Consider the following 16,563-nt stretch of genomic DNA (forward strand, 5'->3'; position numbering starts at 1 on the left):
GGCGCGGCGGCGTATCCCGAGGGTCGGATCGGCGCGCGTTCGGGAGGCGGTCATGGCAGCGGGCGTCACCCTCGGCACGGCGCTGCTGCGCCTCCAGGCCGTCCGCACCGGACCCGGCCGCGCCGCCCTCGACGTCTTCGCCGTGCGGATCGCGTCGGCCGGCTTCGCCTACCTCGCCCAGGTGCTGATCGCGCGGCTGATGGGCCGCGAGGAGTACGGGGTCTTCGCCGCGGTCTGGGTCTGGGTGACGATCCTCGGCCACTCCGCGACCCTCGGCTTCTCGCAGGGTGCGAGCCGCTTCCTCCCGGCCGACCACGCGCGGAACGATGCCGCCGCGATGCGCGGCTTCCTGCGCTTCGGCGCCCTCGCGACGCTCGCGACCGCGCTCGGCGCCGTCGCCCTCGGGGCCGCGTTCCTTGCCTTCGACCGCTCGGTCCTCGCCGGGCCCTACGGACCGCCGCTCCTCGCGGCTGCCCTGCTGCTGCCGCTGTTCGCCCTGCAGGATTACTGCGAGGGCGTCGCCCGCAGCCAGAACTGGGTGGTGCTCGCGATCGCGCCTCCCTACCTGCTCCGGCAGGCCCTCACGATGGCGGCGCTCGCGGCCGCGATCGGCCTCGGGGCGCCCGCTGAGGCGGGGGTGGCCATGGGGTGCATGGCCCTGTCCGCGGGCCTGTCCGGCGCCGTCCAGGCAGGTGTCCTCCTGCGCCGGCTCCGGACAGTCGTCCGGCCCGGCACGGCGCGCTACGCGGCGCGGGCCTGGCTCTCGGCCTGCCTGCCGATCGCGGCGATCGACCTCACTGCCGCGGGCCTCATGTTCGTCGACGTGGTGATCCTCGGCCTGCTCCTGCCGCCCACCGCGGTCGGCCTGTATTTCGCGGCGACGCGCCTGCAGCAGTTCGTGGCCTTCGTGCATTTCGCCGCCTCGGCCGCGACGGCGCCGCGCCTCAGCGCCGCCCATGCGAGCGGGGAGCGGGCGACCCTCGTGGCCCTCGTGCGGCGGCAAGCCCAGGCGACCTGCGGCGCGACGCTCCTCGTCGGGCTCGGCGTGCTGGCCGCGAGCCCCCTTCTCCTGGCGATGTTCGGCCCGGAGTTCCGCGCGGCGGTGCCGGTGCTCGCGATCCTCGTGGCGGGCGCCTGCGGGGCGAGCCTGTTCGGGCCGGGCGAGGATCTCCTGACGATGCTCGGCGGCGAGCGCCTGTGCGCGGGCATCACCGTGGCCGCCCTGGCCCTGGCCGCCGTGCTGTGCTTCGCCCTCGTGCCGCTCCTCGGCCCCCTCGGCGCGGCGCTCGCCATGGCAACCGTCGCGATCCTGCGGGCCGCCGCGCTCGCGCGCGCCGCGCGGCGGATGCACGGGCTGACGACGCCGGTCTGGTCCCGCGGGGGAGACGCCCGATGAGGACCGCAGCGCAGGCATCCGGGCCGCTCGCCGAGGTCGTCACCGCGGAGAGGCTCGACGGCGCCGCCTGGGACCGGCTCGCGGCGGAATCCGGCTCCCCGCATCCGCACTACGCCCGCCACGTCGTCGCCGCCCACATGGCGGCGGGCTATGCGCCGGCGAACCTGCGCGTGCTGATCGTGCGGGCGGGCACCGCCCTCCTGGCCGCCCTCCCCTTCACGCTGCGCCGCGACGTCAGCGCCCTCGGCGGCCTCGTGGCACGGCCCTTCCTGTCGCCCCTGGTGACCGCAACCTCACCGCTCGTCGTCGGCGGCGCCGAGCGGCCGGCGGCCCTGCGGGCCCTCGTCGACGGTCTGGCCATCGCCTCCGACAGCCGGGCCTGGCGCTGGCCCCTGCTGCCCTTCGGCGGGCCGGATGGGGAGGCGCTGCGGGCGGCCCTCGCGGAGGCCGGCTGGCAGCAGGCCTGCGTTGCGTCGTTCGAGCGTCCGGTCCTCGACCGGGCCGAGAGCCACGCGGCCTTCCTGGCAGCCCATCCGAACCGCTCGCGGCTGAAGGACCTTCGCCGCCGGGAGCGACGGCTTGCCGAGCGTGGCTCGGTCACTCTCGAAACCGCGACCGAGGGGCCGGACCTCGCCGCGGCGGTCGAGGCTTTTCTTACCCTCGAACAAGCCGGCTGGAAGGGCGAGGCCGGCACCGCCATGGCCTGCCGGCCCGCAAGCGCCGCCCTCGCGCGCGCGCTCTTCGCGCCGGAGCGCGGCCCCGTCTCGGCCCGGGCCGACACGCTGTGCGTCGACGGGCGACCGATCGCCGTCAGCCTCGCGCTCGTCTGCGGCGGCAGCGCAACCCTCCTCAAGACCGCCTACGACGAGGGCGCGCGGGCGCTGGCGCCCGGCCTCGTCCTGGAGGCCGAGATCATCCGTGCGATGCACGACACGGGCTTCGCCCACCGGCTCGATTCGGCGACGCTCGCGGGTTCGGCGCTGGAGAGCCTCTACCCGGGACGCGAGACGATCGGCGAGATCATCGCCGTGCCGCCGGGCGGCAGTGCCCTTTCCCTGGACCGCCGCGTGCGCCTGGCGCGCTTCGAGCATCGCGCGCGGGCCGAGGCCAAGGCCGTGCTGCAGCGGCGCTGAGGCGCGGCGCCTACTTCACGATGCGGTCGAGCCGGTTGTTGACGAAGAAGTAGAGCTCCTTGGCGCCGGGCTCGTTGTAGAGCACCTGGGTTTCCCGGCCGGCGCGGCCCTCGCCCACGAGCACGTCGGTCGGTGCCCGGCCCTTGAGCCGCACCAGCTCGCACTCGGCGATCCCCGGCGCGATGGCCGTCGCAAGCGTCGGGGTCGGGCCGGTGCAGGTCCCGTCCGGCGCCAGGACCGGCCCGGCAAAGGCGGGGCTCACCGGTGCGGCCGGGGGGATCGGCGCGATCGCCGCGGGCCGCGGCGGGGGCGGAACGTCCGTGCTGGTGCAGGCGGCGAGGCCGAGAACCGGGAGGACCGGCGCGAGCAGGCGAAGGCGCATCACTGCGATTCCTTGCGCGCGCTCGCCGGCGCGGTGCCGGCCCGTGCCTTGAGGGCGGCCGCGTACATCTCCGCGACGTCCCGGTGGAAGGCCGCCCGCGCCTCGGGCCGGGAGTAGAACATGTGGCCCCCCGGGTAGACGGCGAGGCGCAGGCGGCCGCCATCGCCGTAGGGCGGGACCTGATCGAGCAGGAGCTTCGAGGCGAAGTAGGGCGTCACGAGGTCCGTGAAGCCGTGGGCGACGAGGACCCGCAGGTTGCCGTCGAGCGCCAGCGCGCCCCGGAGCGCCCCCATCGCCTCGGGCGCCGAGCGGCCCGAGCCCCAGGTCCAGCCCCGGTTCACCGCGCTGTTCAGGAGTTCGTAGCGCATGTTCGGCACGCGCCAGTTGAGGGTCTTGGTGTAGAGGTCGATCATCGCGCCGGTGAGCGGGGCCTGCAGGGCCGTGAGCAGCGGATCCTCGAAGCCCGAATGCGCCGCGTTGGGTTCCGGGTCCCAGCCGCTGACGCCCGTGTCGTAGGCGCTCGCCACGCGCCCGCCGGCCCGGTCGATCCCCCGCTGCACGCTGTTCGTCGAGAGGCGCCCCGCCTGCTCCCGCACCACCTGCGGGTCGAGCCCCGTGAGGGCCGCCACCCGGTCGCCGAGGCGGGTCACCGCCGCCGTGTCCCCGGGCCCCTTGAGGAGGTCGGCGAGGTAGCCGCCCGTCGCGTAGGCTTCGGTGTCGGCCAGCAGCGCGCGGCTCGGCGTGGTGCCGGCCCGCTCCAGCCCCGCGGCCGCGTAGGAGGGCAGCTTCAGGACGAACCCCCAGGGGTTCGAGCGCGGCTGCTGCAGCCAGCCGAAATCGAGGACCGGCGACAGGAGGACGAGGCCCGAGAGGCCGACGCCCACGTCCTCCTGCAGCTTGCCGGCGATGAGCGGGCCGCGGAAGCCGCCGTAGCTCTCGCCGACGTAGAACTTGGGGGCGTCCATGCGGTCGTTGACCCGCAGCCAGCGGGCGATCGCCGCCGCGAGGACGGAGGCGTCCGCGTCGACGCTCCAGTACTTCTTGGGGTCCCCGTCCGCGGCGCGGCTGTACCCGGTCCCCACGGGATCGATGAACACGAGATCGGTGAAGTCGAGCCAGGTCCCGTCGTTCGGCACGAGCCTGACAGAGCGCGAGGGGCTGATGCTCGTCCCATCGGCCGGCAGGCGCCACGGGCCGACCGCGCCGATGTTGAGGTAGGCCGAGGCCGCACCCGGCCCACCGTTGATCGCGAAGGTGATCGGCCGCTCGCCCTGGCCGGCCTCGGGCGGGCGCGTGTAGGCGATGTAGGCGATCTCGGCCTGCAGCTTGCCGCCCTCGTCCACCAGCGGCAGGCTGCCGGCCGTAGCGGTGAAGTCGAGCCGTCGGCCGTCGGCGAGCGTCACGCTCTGCTGCGTCCTGGCGTCGGCCGGAAGCTTGCGGCCCTCCGGTCCGCGCGCCGCCGCCGCCTCGGGCGGCGATTGCGCGGGTGCAGGACCGGCGGCCGAGAGCCCGATCAGCAGGGCGGCGGCGAGGCTCGCGAGGCGCGTCATGGGGTCTCCTCCGGGGCATGCGTCGGGCGGGGGGCCGGGACGATGCGGATCAGGCCTTCTTCTGCCAGCGGCCGGCCTCGTCCTGCTGCCAGTAGGCGACCGCATGGCCGCCGTCCTTCGCGACCTTCCACTGCTCGCGGGCGCGCAGCAGCGCGTCCTGGTCGGTGCCGTCGAACAGGATGCAGATGCGCGCGTAGGCATCAGCGTCGGGCGGCAGCTCCGCGCCCTCGACGAGGAACCGGATCGAGGCCTCGTTCGGGTTCGTCTCGCGCAGGGTCAGCACGACGGGCTGGCTCGCCGCGTCCGCGTCCCGGTCGGTGGCGTGCGGCAGGAAGCTGTCGTCCGTATAGGTCCAGAGATGGTCGTCGAGGGCCGCGAGGCGCTCCTCGCTGGCAGCCTGGATCGCCGCGCGCCATTTGCGCTCCAGCGAGCGCTCGACGAGGCTCGGCAGCACCTTTTCGAGGGGCTGCCGCTGCATGTGGTAGAACAGGATCTCGGTCACGGCGACGGGGAAGATAGGTGCCGGGCGCCCCCGCGCCCAGCACCCCGGCCTGCGGCCCTTTACCCGTCAGGCGATGCCGGACCGCGGTGCGGACTTCCGGGCCCGTGGCCGTGCCCCTCTGGGAACTGCCTGAGACGCATTGGAGGCGGGGAGCGAGGACCCACGCCGACCCGCATTCACGTAACTCTTGAGCGCACCGCACCGCCAACCTGCGCGACCTACTCCGCCTGAGAGCCTGTTTGATTCATGACAGCAAAGGGCTGTCGGACCGGTGGCCGTTGTCCAGCCCATCCCCCTCATCCTGAGGTGCTGCGAAGCAGCCTCGAAGGAGCCGTCCAGAAGCCGCGCGATCCCTGGAGCCCTCCTTCGAGGCCGCTGACGCGGCACCTCAGGATGAGGTAACGCGTTGGAATAACGCCTCAAACAGGGTCTCAGACCAGCCGGCTCTGCTCGATCGCCGCGGCGATGAAGCCCTTGAACAGCGGGTGGGGCTCGAAGGGGCGCGACTTCAGCTCGGGGTGGAACTGCACGCCGATGAACCAGGGATGGCCGACATGCTCCACGGTCTCGGGCAGGAGGCCGTCCGGTGAAGTGCCCGAGAAGCGCAGGCCCCTGGCCTCCAGCCGCTCGCGGTAGGCCATGTTGACCTCGTAGCGGTGCCGGTGGCGCTCGGAGATCTCGGTTGCGCCGTAGAGCTCGGCGATCTTCGAGGCGGGGTCGAGGTTCGCCCGGTAGGCGCCGAGCCGCATGGTGCCGCCGAGGTCGCCCTCGGCCGCCCGCCGCTCCAGCTCGTTGCCGCGCAGCCATTCGGTCAGCAGGCCGACCACCGGCTCCGTGGTCTCGCCGAACTCGGTGGAGTTCGCGTCCGCGATCCCGGCCAGCGAGCGCGCCGCCTCGATCACCGCCATCTGCATGCCGAAGCAGATGCCGAAGTACGGGATCTTGCGCTCGCGGGCGTAGCGGGCCGCGCGGATCTTGCCCTCGGCGCCCCGTTGGCCGAAGCCGCCCGGCACCAGGATGCCGTTGATGCCTTCGAGGAACGGGGCCGGATCCTCGCGCTCGAACACCTCGGACTCGATCCATTCGAGCTTCACCCGGGCGCGGTTAGCGATGCCGCCGTGGGTCAGCGCCTCGGTGAGCGACTTGTAGGCGTCCTTGAGGCCCGTGTACTTGCCGACGATGGCGATCGAGACCTCGCCCTCGGGGTTGCGGACCCGCTCGGAGATGGTGCGCCACTTCTCGAGCTTCGGCTCGGCGGCCTGTTCGAGGCCGAAATGCGCCAGCACCTCGCGGTCGAGCCCGGCTTCGCGGTAGGAGAGCGGCACGTCGTAGATCGACTCGACGTCGCGGGCCTCGATCACCGACGTCTCGCGCACGTTGCAGAACAGGCCGAGCTTGCGCCGCTCGTCAGCCGGGATCGGGCGGTCGCAGCGGCAGAGCAGCATGTCGGGCTGGATGCCGATGGAGCGCAGCTCCTTGACGGAGTGCTGCGTCGGCTTGGTCTTCAGTTCGCCCGCGGACGGGATGTAGGGAAGCAGGGTGAGGTGCACGAAGGCCGTCGAGCCTCGCGGCAGTTCCTGCCCGAGCTGGCGGATCGCCTCGAAGAAGGGCAGGCCCTCGATGTCGCCCACCGTGCCGCCGATCTCCACGAGCACGAAGTCGAACGCCTCGTTCCCTTCGAGCACGAAGGCCTTGATGGCGTTCGTGACGTGGGGGATCACCTGAATCGTCGCGCCGAGGTAGTCGCCGCGCCGCTCCTTGGTGATGATGTCGAGGTAGATGCGGCCGGTGGTGATGTTGTCGGCGCGCGTCGCCGGGACGCCGGTGAAGCGCTCGTAGTGGCCGAGGTCGAGGTCCGTCTCGGCGCCGTCGTCGGTGACGAACACCTCGCCGTGCTGGGTCGGGCTCATCGTGCCCGGGTCGACGTTCAGGTAGGGGTCGAGCTTGCGCAGGCGGACGCTGTAGCCCCTGGCCTGCAGGAGCGCCGCGAGGGCTGCGGAAGCCAGCCCCTTGCCGAGGGAAGAAACCACGCCGCCGGTGATGAAAACGTACCGCGTCATGGGCCTCGATCCATAATGAAAGCCGGGTGAATTGCCAAATCGCCCACGGCCGGCGCCGCGCGACTCCTGTGGAACCGCGCGACGCCGGGTCGGCGTCACGGCGTCGGGATTCTTGCCTGAAGCGGGCGCGCGTCGTCCGCCCGCACCGTCGTCAGCGGGACTGCGGCGCCTCGGGCGCGGCGGGCGCGGCGGGCGGAGCCGAGCTCGGTGCCGGCGCGGCCGGCGCCCCGGGCGCGGGCTGCTGCGCGCCGCCCTGCTGGCGAAGCGTGTCGAGGAGGTTGTCGGCGTTCGGCTGCTTGGCCGGCTGCCCGCTCGTCGCGGTGCCGTCGAGGATCGACTTCGGCGCCGCGCTCCGGTGCGACATCACCGCCAGCGTCATGCTGGTGGCGAAGAACAGGGCCGCGAGGATCGCCGTGGCGCGGGTCAGCGCATTGGCCTGTCCGCGCCCGGTCATGAAGCCGGAGACGCCACCGCCGCCCCCGCCGCCGAGCCCGAGGCCGCCCTCCGAGCGCTGCAGAAGCACCACCGCGATGAGCGCGAGCACGATGAGGAGATGGACGACGATCAGGACGGTCTGCATCGAATTTCCAGGAGCGGCGCGCCGGTCGGGAGGTGGACCGGGGGCGCGGGCGGGCGTGGCCCGCGGGCCAAGACCACATATGGGGGCGGCCCATACACCTTTTGACCGCCCGCGCCAACCGTCCCGTGCCACCGCGGGCGGCAGCCCCGCCGCGGGCGCTCTCAGGCGTAGGCGTTGCAGATTCCCAGGAAATCCTCGGCGACGAGACTGGCCCCGCCGACGAGCGCACCGTCGACGTTGTCCACCGCCATCAGCTCGCGGGCGTTGCCGGGCTTGACCGAGCCTCCGTAGAGGATGCGGATCTTCTCGGCCTCTGCGCCCACCAGCTTGTCGAGCATCTCGCGCAGGGAGGCGTGGACCTCGGCGATCTCGTCGGGCGTGGGCGTGCGCCCGGAGCCGATCGCCCAGACCGGCTCGTAGGCGATCACCGTGTCGACGGCGGTCGCCCCCTTGGGGATGCCGATGGCGAGCTGCGCCCGCACGATGCTGAGCGCCCGGCCCTGCTCGCGCTCCTCCATCGTCTCGCCGACGCAGATGATGCCGCAGAGGCCGGCGCGGCGCGCGCCCAGCGCCTTGGCGTGGACGCCGTCGTCGGTCTCGTGGTGGTAGGCGCGCCGCTCGGAATGGCCGACGATGACGTAGCGCGCGCCGAGGTCGGCCAGCATCTCGGCCGAGATCGAGCCCGTGAAGGCGCCGCTCTCGCGGGCATGCAGGTTCTGGCCGCCGATGGCGATCGCCGACCCGTGGGCCGTGGCCACGCAGGACGAGATCAGGGTGGAGGGCGGGCAGATCAGCACGTCGATCGAATCGACGAGCTTGGGCGACAGGCCGTCGCGGATCGCCTCGACCGTTGCGAGCGAGGCTCGCGTGCCGTTCATCTTCCAATTGCCGGCAACCAGGGGGCGCCGTCCGCTCCTCGCCATCCCGTTCCTCACGCGCACGCGACCTCACCTGAAGCCGGCTGCGGCCTAACAGAGCGAGCTTGAGCGCGCAAACGGTGATGCGTGGGTGCAGCGCCCCGCGCCGCGGCTTTGCGTGGGCGTGCTTATGGTCTATGCGCGGGCCGCGATCCGAGAGGCCGGACCCGCCCGGGACATACGACGCGACCATGCTGCAGAACATCCGCAATGCCAGCCAGCACTGGCTCGGCAAGATCGTGCTCACCGTGATCTTCACGTTCCTCATCGCGGGCGTGGCGATCTTCGGCGTCGAGGAGTTCTTCCGCGGCGGGTCGAGCACGACGGTCGCGACGGTCGGCAAGACGCCGATCTCCGCCGAGGCGCTCCGCAGCGCCTACCAGAACCAGCTTCAGCGCTACCAGACCCAGTTCCGGCGCAACCTGACGCCGGACCAGGCGCGGGCGCTCGGCATCGAGCGTCAGGTGCTGTCCCAGCTCGTGACCGAGGCCTCCCTCGACCAGAAGACCCGCGACCTCGGCCTGGCGGTGCCGGACTCGGCCGTCCGCCGGGCGATCGAGGAGGAGAAGAGCTTCCAGAACGAGCAGGGCAAGTTCGAGCCGACCCTGTTCTACCAGACCCTGCAGCGCGCCGGCCTCAACGAGGCGTTGTTCGTGCGCGAGCAGCGCGCGGTCATCGCCCGCCTGCAGCTCGCCGAGGCGGTGTCGGCCGACCTGCCGGTGCCGCAGGCGCTGCGCGAGGCCGTGCACCGCTACACCACCGAGCGCCGCTCCGCGGCCTACCTGCTGCTCACGCCCTCGGTCGCCGGCGACATCCCGGCACCGACCGAGGAGGAGCTGAAGACCTATTACGACGGCAACCGGGCGAGCTACCGGGCGCCCGAGTATCGGGGCCTCGGCCTCCTGGTGCTGAGCCCGGACGCGCTCGCCAAGCCCGACGCGATCACGGACGAGGATGTCCGGAAGATCTACGAGGCGCAGAAGAGCCGCTTCGGCAGCCCGGAGCGACGGACGATCCAGCAGATCGTGTTCCCCGACGAGGCCGCGGCCGAGGCGGCGCGGGCCGAGATCGAGAGCGGCGCCAAGACCTTCGAGGCGGTCGCGGCCGAGCGCGGCACCGACGCCAAGGGCCTGCTCCTCGGGACGCTGACCAAGGCCGAGCTGTTCGATCCCGCCGTGGCGGAGGCCGCCTTCGCGCTCCCGAAGGATGCGGTGAGCAAGCCCGTGAAGGGCCGCTTCGGCACGGTGCTCCTCCACGTCACCGCCATCGAGCCCGAGACCGTGAAGCCCCTGGCCGAGGTCGCGCCCGAGATCCGCAAGGGTGTGGCCCTCGAGCGTGCCCGGTCCAGCATCGAGGGCCTTCACGACGCGATCGAGGACCAGCGCGCCAGCGCGAAGTTCCTCGCCGACATTGCCAAGGAGAAAGGGCTGACCCTCACCACGATCGAGGCCGTCAACGCGCAGGGTAACGACCCGGCGGGCGGCAAGGTCGCCGGCATCCCCGATTCCGACACGACCCTGCCGGCCGCCTTCCGCTCGGATATCGGCGGCGACAACGAGGCCCTGCGCACGAAGGACGGCGGCTACATCTGGTACGACGTCACGCGCATCGACCCGGCCCACGACAAGCCGCTCGACGAGGTCCGCGATCAGGTGACGGCCGGCTGGCGGAATGCCGAGGTCGGGCGGCGCCTCGCCGCCAAGGGCCGCGAGCTGTCCGAGCGCCTCGACAAGGGGGAGAACCTCGACGCCCTGGCGGCCGAGGTCGGCCTGAACCCGCGGAATGCCGAAGACCTCGCCCGCAACCAGCCGAAGGACGACCTGACGGCGGATGTGGTCAACCGCGTCTTCGCCACGAACGTTCAGAAGGGCGGCACCGCGCCCTCCGGCGAGAACCGGGCCGTGTTCCGCGTCACCGCCGCGACCATGCCCGCCTACGTCCCGGGCTCGCCGAGCGACAAGACCGTCGAGTCGAACTTCCGCACGGCGCTCGCCGACGACATCCTCGGCGAGTACATCGCCGAGGTGCAGAAGAACGCCGGCGTCAGCGTGAATCAGGCCGCTCTGAAGCGCGCCCTCGGCGGCGAGTACTGAGCCGCCCATGGCCGATGCGCCCGACTATGCGGCCTTCGCCGCGCTCCACGAGGCGGGGCGGCCCGCGCTCCTGGCGCAGGCGCTGGTGGCCGATCTGGAGACGCCGGTCGCGGCCTTCCTGAAGCTGCGCGCCGTCCATGCAGGCCCGGCCTTCCTGCTCGAATCGGTCGAGGGCGGGGTGGTGCGCGGCCGCTACTCGATGATCGGCCTCGACCCGGACCTGATCTGGCGCTGCCGCGACGGCAAGCCGTCCCTCGCCCGCGGCGACCTGACGGCCTTCGCGGCGGACGACCGGGCGCCCCTCGACAGCCTGCGCGCCCTCATCGCGGAGAGCGCCATCGCGGAGGAGGCCGGCATCGACCTGCCCCCGATGGCAGCCGGCCTGTTCGGCTATCTCGGCTACGACATGGTGCGGGCCATGGAGGCCCTGCCCCAGCCGAACCCGGACCCCCTCGGCGTGCCGGACGCCGTCCTGGTGCGCCCCCGGGTGATGGTGGTCTTCGATTCGGTGCGGGATCTCATCACCGTCGTCTGCCCGGTGCGCCCGGACGGGACCGCGACGCGGGCCGCCTACGAGGCCGCCCTCGACCGGCTCGACCGCGTGGCCGCGGCCCTCGAAGGCCCGCTGCCCGTCGAGGTGCGCGCGGATCTGTCCGACGTCGCCGCGCCGGAACCCGTCTCGAACACCGAGCCGGAGGCCTACGCCGCCCTCGTCGCGCGGGCGAAGGAGTACATCGTCGCGGGCGACATCTTTCAGGTGGTGCTGTCGCAGCGCTTCGAGGCGCCCTTCACACTGCCGGCCTTCGCGCTCTACCGCTCGCTCCGCCGCACCAACCCGGCGCCCTTCCTGTGCTACCTCGACTTCGAGGAGTTCCAGGTCGTCTGCTCGAGCCCCGAGATCCTGGTGCGTGTCCGCGACGGGGTCGTCACCATCCGGCCCATCGCCGGGACCCGGCCGCGGGGCGCGACGCCCGCCGCAGACCGGGCGCTCGCCGAGGAGCTGCTCGCCGATCCGAAGGAACGCTCCGAGCACCTGATGCTGCTCGACCTCGGCCGCAACGATGTCGGGCGGGTCGCCCGCATCGGCAGCGTGCGCGTCACCGGCTCGTTCTTCCTCGAATACTACAGCCAGGTGATGCACATCGTCTCGAACGTCGAGGGCGACCTCGACCCCGCGCACGATCCGCTCTCGGCGCTCGCCGCCGGCTTCCCGGCCGGCACGGTCTCGGGCGCCCCGAAGGTGCGCGCGATGGAGATCATCGACGAGCTGGAGCGGGAGAAGCGTGGGCCCTACGGCGGCTGCATCGGCTACTTCGGCGCGCGCGGCGAGATGGACACCTGCATCGTGCTGCGCACGGCCATCGTGAAGGACGGCCGCATGCACGTGCAGGCGGGCGCCGGGATCGTGCACGATTCGAACCCGGCCTCCGAGCAGCAGGAATGCGTGAACAAGGCCAAGGCGCTGTTTCGCGCGGCGGAGGATGCGGTGCGCTTCGCCACGCGGGCGCGGCGGGGGCAGTGAGCCGGGCGGCGCGAGGCCGGCCCTGCCCTTGACCCCGGTCGCCGCGCCCGTCACATCCGGGCGATGGAAGCGCGCCCGATGCCCAATGTCCTCGTCATCGACAACTACGATTCCTTCACCTGGAACCTCGTCCACCTGATCGGCCCCCTCGCCGGATCGGTCGCGGTCGAGCGCAACGACGCGGTCACCGTGGACGAGCTGCGGCGGCGCGCGCCCGACGCCATCGTGCTCTCGCCCGGGCCCTGCACCCCGACCGAGGCCGGCATCTGCCTCGACGTGGTGCGGGACCTCAGCGCCGAGATCCCGATCTTCGGGGTCTGCCTCGGGCTGCAGGCGATCGGCCAGGCCTTCGGCGGGGCCGTGGTGCGGGCGCCCACGCCGATGCACGGCAAGGTCTCGACCATCCGGCACGGGGCGACCGGCATCTTCCGCGGGCTCAACGACAGCTTCGCGGCGACGCGCTACCACTCCCTCGTGGTGGACCGGGCCCGATGCCCGGCCGACCTCACGGTGACGGCTGAGGCCGACGGGCTCATCATGGGGCTCGAACATGCCGAGCGGCCGGTGCACGGGGTCCAGTTCCACCCCGAGAGCATCCTCTCGGAGCACGGCACGGGGATCCTGCGCAACTTCCTCGACATAGCGGCCGCCTGGAATGCCGGGCGTGACAAGCGCGGCTGCGGCGTGCATTGAGCCTGCCGAGACGACGGGGGTGGCGAGCGGCTCGTCCGCCCCGTGAGCGCGGGCCGCGGAGCCCCGGAAGTCCCTGCCCGGAAGTCCCTGCGATGGAATCCTTCAGGCCCCTCCTCGCCAAGGTGGCGGGCGGCGCGAGCCTCGACCGGCCCGAGGCGCTCGCGGCCTTCGACCACCTGCTCTCCGGCTCGGTGACGCCCGTCCAGGCGGCCGCCTTCCTGACCGCCCTGAAAGTCCGCGGCGAGACGCCGGACGAGATCGCCGGCGCCGTCTCGGCCATGCGGGCGAGGATGCTCCGCGTCGAGCCCGTCCCCGGCGCCATCGACATCGTCGGGACCGGCGGGGATCATTCGGGCAGCTACAACGTCTCGACGCTTGCCGCGATCGTCGCGGCGGCCTGCGGCGTCCCGGTCGCCAAGCACGGAAATCGCGCCGCGACCTCGCGCTCCGGCGCCGCCGACGTGCTCGCGGCCCTCGGCGTGCGGCTCGGCCTCGAACCGGACGGGCTCTCCCGCTGCCTGCGGGAGGCGGGGCTGTGCTTCATGTTCGCCCAGACCCATCACGGGGCCATGCGCCACGTCGCGCCGGTGCGGGCGGAGCTGCCGGTGCGTACGGTGTTCAACCTGCTCGGCCCGCTCGCCAACCCGGCGGGCGTGGAAGCCCAGCTCCTCGGCGTGTCGCAGGCCGGCTGGGCCGAGCCCCTGACCGGGGTGCTGTCCGAGCTCGGCAGCCGCCGCGTCTGGGCCGTCCACGGCTCGGACGGGCTGGACGAGATCACCGTCACGGGCCCGACCGCCGTCGTCGCCCTCGCGGACGGGCGGACCGAGCATTTCAGCATCGACCCGCGCGACGTCGGGCTGCCCCTGCGCAGCCTCGACGAGCTGCGCGGCGGTGACCCGGAGCACAACGCGGCCGCGCTCCGCGCCGTGCTCGACGGCGCCGCCAACGCCTACCGGGACATCGCGGTGCTGAACGCCGGCGCCGGCCTCGTCGTGGCAGGCGCGGCCGACTCCCTCGCCGACGGCGTCGCCCGCGCATCCGCCGCCCTCGACAGCGGCGCGGCGCGCGCGACCCTCGCGCGCCTCGTTGCCATCTCGAACGCCTGACGCATTTGGCATAGTCTCGGGGCGCCCGTGATCGTCGAGGACGGTCGGCGCCGCGAACCGGCCCTGGGAGATCTCGGATGTCCGCGCCCACCACGTCCGCCCCCGCGGACGCGCCGCACGACCGGTTGAGCGTGCTCGCCCGCATCGAGGCCTACAAGCGCCGCGAGATCGCCGAGGCGAAGCTGCGCGTGCCCCTCGCCAAGCTCGAGGCGAAGGTGGCCGCCATGAGCCCGCCCAGGGGCTTCGCGGAGGCGGTGGCGGGCCACATCGCGGCGGGGCGGCCCGCCCTCATCGCCGAGATCAAGAAGGCCTCGCCCTCGAAGGGCCTGATCCGGGCCGATTTCGACCCGGCCGCCCTGGCGGCCGCCTATGCCGAGGGCGGTGCCACCTGCCTCTCCGTGCTCACGGACGAGCCGTCCTTCCAGGGCCGGCCCGAGTATCTCGGCGCGGCGCGCGACGCCTGCGCCCTGCCCGTCTTGCGCAAGGACTTCCTGTTCGAGCCCTACCAGGTCTACGAGGCCCGGGCCTGGGGGGCGGACTGCATCCTGGTCATCATGGCCTGCCTCGACGACGAGGAAGCAGCCGACCTCGTTGAGAGCGCGCACGACCTCGGGATGGACGTCCTCGTCGAGGTGCACGATGCCGAGGAGCTTGCCCGCGCGATCCCCCTGGGCACGCGCCTCGTCGGCGTGAACAACCGCAACCTCAAGACATTCGAGGTCTCGTTCGACAACGCGATCCGCCTGAAGGCCGGGATCCCGGACGACCGGATCGCCGTGGCCGAGAGCGGCATCTCCGGCCATGACGACGTGCTCCGCCTGGCCGAGAGCGGCCTCCACGCGATCCTCGTCGGCGAGAGCCTGATGCGGGAGGCGGACGTGGCGGCGGCCACCCGCCGCCTGCTGTTCGGGACGAACGGATGACCGGCCTCACCCACCTCGATGCCAGCGGCGCCGCCAACATGGTCGACGTCACCGACAAGGCGGCGACGACCCGCACGGCGATCGCCGAGGGGCATGTCGTGATGCGGCCCGAGACCCTGCGGCTGATCCGCGAGGGCGATGCCAAGAAGGGCGACGTCATCGGCACCGCGCGGCTTGCCGGGATCATGGCGGCCAAGCGCACGCACGAGCTGATCCCGCTCTGCCACCCGCTCCTGATCTCCAAGGTGCAGCTGACCTGCGAGCCGGACGACGCCCTGCCGGGCCTCCGGCTCAGCGCCGAGGTGCGCGTCCAGGGCCCGACCGGGGTCGAGATGGAGGCGTTGACCGCCGTCTCGGTCGCCTGCCTCACCGTCTACGACATGGTGAAGGCGGTCGATCGCGGCATGCGCATCGAGGGGATCCGGCTCGTCGCCAAGGATGGCGGCCGGTCGGGCGCCTACCGGGCGGAGGAGGCGTGAGCGGCCTGCTGCCCGTCGCCGAGGCGCTCGCGCGCATCCTGGCTTCCGTCAGGGGGCCGGTCGATGGGGAGAGCATCAACGTGTCGGAGGCCGCGGGGCGCACGCTGGCGGCCGATGTCGCGGCGCTGCGCACGCAGCCCCCGTTTCCCGCCTCGGCGATGGACGGCTACGCGGTGCGCAGCGCCGATCTCTCGTCCATCCCCGCCACGCTGCGCCTCGTCGGCACGAGTGCCGCGGGACACGGCTTTTCCGGGAGCCTGGCGCCGGGCGAGGCGGTGCGGATCTTCACGGGGGCGCCCGTGCCGGCAGGGGCCGACGCGATCCTGATCCAGGAGGATGCGGAGGCCCGGGAGGGTGCGGTCGTCGCCCACGAGGCCGTCGCTGCGGGCCGCTTCATCCGGCGTGCCGGCCTCGACTTCGAGGAGGGCGCGCGGCTCCTGCGTGCCGGCGACGACCTCGACGCCCGTCGCCTCGCCCTCGCGGCGGCCTCGGGCCATGGCCGCCTGTCGGTGCGGCGGCGCCCGCGGGTGGCGATCCTCGCCACCGGCGACGAGCTCGTCGCTCCCGGCGAACCGGCAGCCTGGGACCAGATCGTCGCCTCGAACGCGCTGGCGCTGGCGGCGCTTGCCCGGGGCGCCGGCGCCGAGCCCATCGATCTCGGGATCGCCCGAGACAACGTCGCCGATCTCGAAGCCGCCTTCGCTCGGGCAAGGGCCGCGCGGGCCGACCTGCTCGTCACCCTGGGCGGAGCCTCGGTCGGCGACCACGACCTCGTCCAGGCGGCGCTGCGCGGCCAGGGGCTCGAACTCGGATTCTGGCGGGTCGCGCTGCGGCCCGGAAAGCCGCTGATGCACGGGCGGCTCGGCGACGTCGTGGTGATCGGCCTGCCCGGCAACCCGGTCTCCTCCATCGTCTGCGGACTGCTCTTCGTGGTGCCGGCGATCCGCGCGCTCCTCGGCGATCCGCGGGCCGGCGCCGACCGGAGCGAGCCCGCCCGCCTCGGCCGCGACCTCGGGCCGAACGACGGCCGGGCCGATTACCTGCGTGCCCGCCTCGACACCGCACCCGACAGCCTGCCGGTCGCCCATCCGGAGACGCGCCAGGATTCCTCGATGCTGTCGGTGCTGGGACAGGCGGAGGCCCTGCTGGTGCGCGAGCCCCACGCGCCTGCGGCGCGGGCGGGAGCGCCCTGCCGCATCATTCGCCTCGATCGCGCCCTGACCTGAG

General features: G+C 73.0%; 15 protein-coding genes. 9 read left to right on the top strand and 6 right to left on the bottom strand.

Annotated elements, in window-relative coordinates:
- Positions 1–52 precede the first annotated feature (52 nt).
- Positions 53–1,396 carry a lipopolysaccharide biosynthesis protein gene (locus ACLBXP_RS08435; protein ID WP_447667185.1) on the top strand — a complete coding sequence of 448 codons (1,344 nt, stop codon included), beginning with the start codon at positions 53–55 and terminating at the stop codon, positions 1,394–1,396.
- Positions 1,393–2,529 carry a GNAT family N-acetyltransferase gene (locus ACLBXP_RS08440; RefSeq protein ID WP_447667186.1) on the top strand — a complete coding sequence of 379 codons (1,137 nt, stop codon included), beginning with the start codon at positions 1,393–1,395 and terminating at the stop codon, positions 2,527–2,529. Before ACLBXP_RS08435 ends, ACLBXP_RS08440 begins: the two co-directional genes overlap by 4 nt.
- A 10-nt stretch (positions 2,530–2,539) precedes the next feature.
- Here ACLBXP_RS08440 and ACLBXP_RS08445 read toward each other — a convergent pair whose 3' ends face one another.
- The 6 genes from ACLBXP_RS08445 to tpiA form a co-directional block, all read right to left on the bottom strand.
- A complete protein-coding gene (locus ACLBXP_RS08445; RefSeq protein WP_447667187.1) occupies positions 2,540–2,911 on the bottom strand; it encodes a hypothetical protein in 372 nt (123 codons plus the stop codon).
- Positions 2,911–4,461 (bottom strand): S10 family peptidase, encoded by a 1,551-nt coding sequence (locus tag ACLBXP_RS08450; protein ID WP_447667188.1) that lies wholly within the window; start codon positions 4,459–4,461, stop codon positions 2,911–2,913. Before ACLBXP_RS08450 ends, ACLBXP_RS08445 begins: the two co-directional genes overlap by 1 nt.
- A 49-nt stretch (positions 4,462–4,510) precedes the next feature.
- The gene (locus tag ACLBXP_RS08455; protein ID WP_447667189.1) at positions 4,511–4,963 is read right to left on the bottom strand and encodes a DNA polymerase III subunit chi; all 453 of its coding nucleotides are present in this window, start codon (positions 4,961–4,963) and stop codon (positions 4,511–4,513) included.
- A 431-nt stretch (positions 4,964–5,394) separates the two neighbouring features.
- A complete protein-coding gene (locus tag ACLBXP_RS08460; protein ID WP_447667190.1) occupies positions 5,395–7,023 on the bottom strand; it encodes a CTP synthase in 1,629 nt (542 codons plus the stop codon).
- A 151-nt stretch (positions 7,024–7,174) separates the two neighbouring features.
- A complete protein-coding gene (secG, locus tag ACLBXP_RS08465) occupies positions 7,175–7,603 on the bottom strand; it encodes a preprotein translocase subunit SecG (protein ID WP_447667191.1) in 429 nt (142 codons plus the stop codon).
- A gap of 161 nt (positions 7,604–7,764) precedes the next feature.
- Positions 7,765–8,526, bottom strand: coding sequence for a triose-phosphate isomerase (gene tpiA, locus ACLBXP_RS08470; protein ID WP_447667192.1), 762 nt, complete (start codon positions 8,524–8,526; stop codon positions 7,765–7,767).
- A 185-nt stretch (positions 8,527–8,711) separates the two neighbouring features.
- On the opposite strand from tpiA, the gene ACLBXP_RS08475 reads away from it, so the two are divergent.
- From ACLBXP_RS08475 to ACLBXP_RS08505, 7 genes are all read left to right on the top strand, one after another.
- A complete protein-coding gene (locus ACLBXP_RS08475; RefSeq protein WP_447667193.1) occupies positions 8,712–10,613 on the top strand; it encodes a peptidyl-prolyl cis-trans isomerase in 1,902 nt (633 codons plus the stop codon).
- Positions 10,614–10,620: 7 nt separating this feature from the next.
- Entirely contained in the window at positions 10,621–12,135 is a 1,515-nt protein-coding gene (gene trpE, locus ACLBXP_RS08480) for an anthranilate synthase component I (RefSeq protein WP_447667194.1), read from the top strand.
- A 78-nt stretch (positions 12,136–12,213) separates the two neighbouring features.
- On the top strand, positions 12,214–12,828 hold the full coding sequence (locus ACLBXP_RS08485) for an anthranilate synthase component II (RefSeq protein ID WP_447667195.1): 615 nt from the start codon (positions 12,214–12,216) through the stop codon (positions 12,826–12,828).
- A 92-nt stretch (positions 12,829–12,920) separates the two neighbouring features.
- Positions 12,921–13,934: an anthranilate phosphoribosyltransferase gene (gene trpD, locus ACLBXP_RS08490; protein ID WP_447667196.1), complete on the top strand. Its 1,014-nt coding sequence runs from the start codon at positions 12,921–12,923 to the stop codon at positions 13,932–13,934.
- A 77-nt stretch (positions 13,935–14,011) separates the two neighbouring features.
- Positions 14,012–14,857, top strand: a complete 846-nt coding sequence (gene trpC, locus ACLBXP_RS08495) for an indole-3-glycerol phosphate synthase TrpC (RefSeq protein WP_447667197.1) — start codon at positions 14,012–14,014, stop codon at positions 14,855–14,857.
- Positions 14,854–15,336, top strand: a complete 483-nt coding sequence (gene moaC / locus ACLBXP_RS08500; protein ID WP_447667198.1) for a cyclic pyranopterin monophosphate synthase MoaC — start codon at positions 14,854–14,856, stop codon at positions 15,334–15,336. Before trpC ends, moaC begins: the two co-directional genes overlap by 4 nt.
- Positions 15,333–16,562, top strand: coding sequence for a molybdopterin molybdotransferase MoeA (locus ACLBXP_RS08505; protein ID WP_447667199.1), 1,230 nt, complete (start codon positions 15,333–15,335; stop codon positions 16,560–16,562). The genes moaC and ACLBXP_RS08505 overlap by 4 nt, the downstream gene beginning before the upstream one ends.
- Position 16,563 lies beyond the last annotated feature (1 nt).

The organism is Methylobacterium sp. A54F (genome assembly GCF_053346035.1).

Bases quoted from the DNA above. Each gene is read 5' to 3' on its own strand.
- ACLBXP_RS08435 (WP_447667185.1), top strand. From the start codon at position 53: ATGGCAGCGGGCGTCACCCTCGGCACGGCGCTGCTGCGCCTCCAGGCC.
- ACLBXP_RS08440 (WP_447667186.1), top strand. From the start codon at position 1,393: ATGAGGACCGCAGCGCAGGCATCCGGGCCGCTCGCCGAGGTCGTCACC.
- ACLBXP_RS08445 (WP_447667187.1), bottom strand. From the start codon at position 2,911: ATGCGCCTTCGCCTGCTCGCGCCGGTCCTCCCGGTTCTCGGCCTCGCC.
- ACLBXP_RS08450 (WP_447667188.1), bottom strand. From the start codon at position 4,461: ATGACGCGCCTCGCGAGCCTCGCCGCCGCCCTGCTGATCGGGCTCTCG.
- ACLBXP_RS08460 (WP_447667190.1), bottom strand. From the start codon at position 7,023: ATGACGCGGTACGTTTTCATCACCGGCGGCGTGGTTTCTTCCCTCGGC.
- secG (WP_447667191.1), bottom strand. From the start codon at position 7,603: ATGCAGACCGTCCTGATCGTCGTCCATCTCCTCATCGTGCTCGCGCTC.
- tpiA (WP_447667192.1), bottom strand. From the start codon at position 8,526: ATGGCGAGGAGCGGACGGCGCCCCCTGGTTGCCGGCAATTGGAAGATG.
- ACLBXP_RS08475 (WP_447667193.1), top strand. From the start codon at position 8,712: ATGCTGCAGAACATCCGCAATGCCAGCCAGCACTGGCTCGGCAAGATC.
- trpE (WP_447667194.1), top strand. From the start codon at position 10,621: ATGGCCGATGCGCCCGACTATGCGGCCTTCGCCGCGCTCCACGAGGCG.
- ACLBXP_RS08485 (WP_447667195.1), top strand. From the start codon at position 12,214: ATGCCCAATGTCCTCGTCATCGACAACTACGATTCCTTCACCTGGAAC.
- trpD (WP_447667196.1), top strand. From the start codon at position 12,921: ATGGAATCCTTCAGGCCCCTCCTCGCCAAGGTGGCGGGCGGCGCGAGC.
- trpC (WP_447667197.1), top strand. From the start codon at position 14,012: ATGTCCGCGCCCACCACGTCCGCCCCCGCGGACGCGCCGCACGACCGG.
- moaC (WP_447667198.1), top strand. From the start codon at position 14,854: ATGACCGGCCTCACCCACCTCGATGCCAGCGGCGCCGCCAACATGGTC.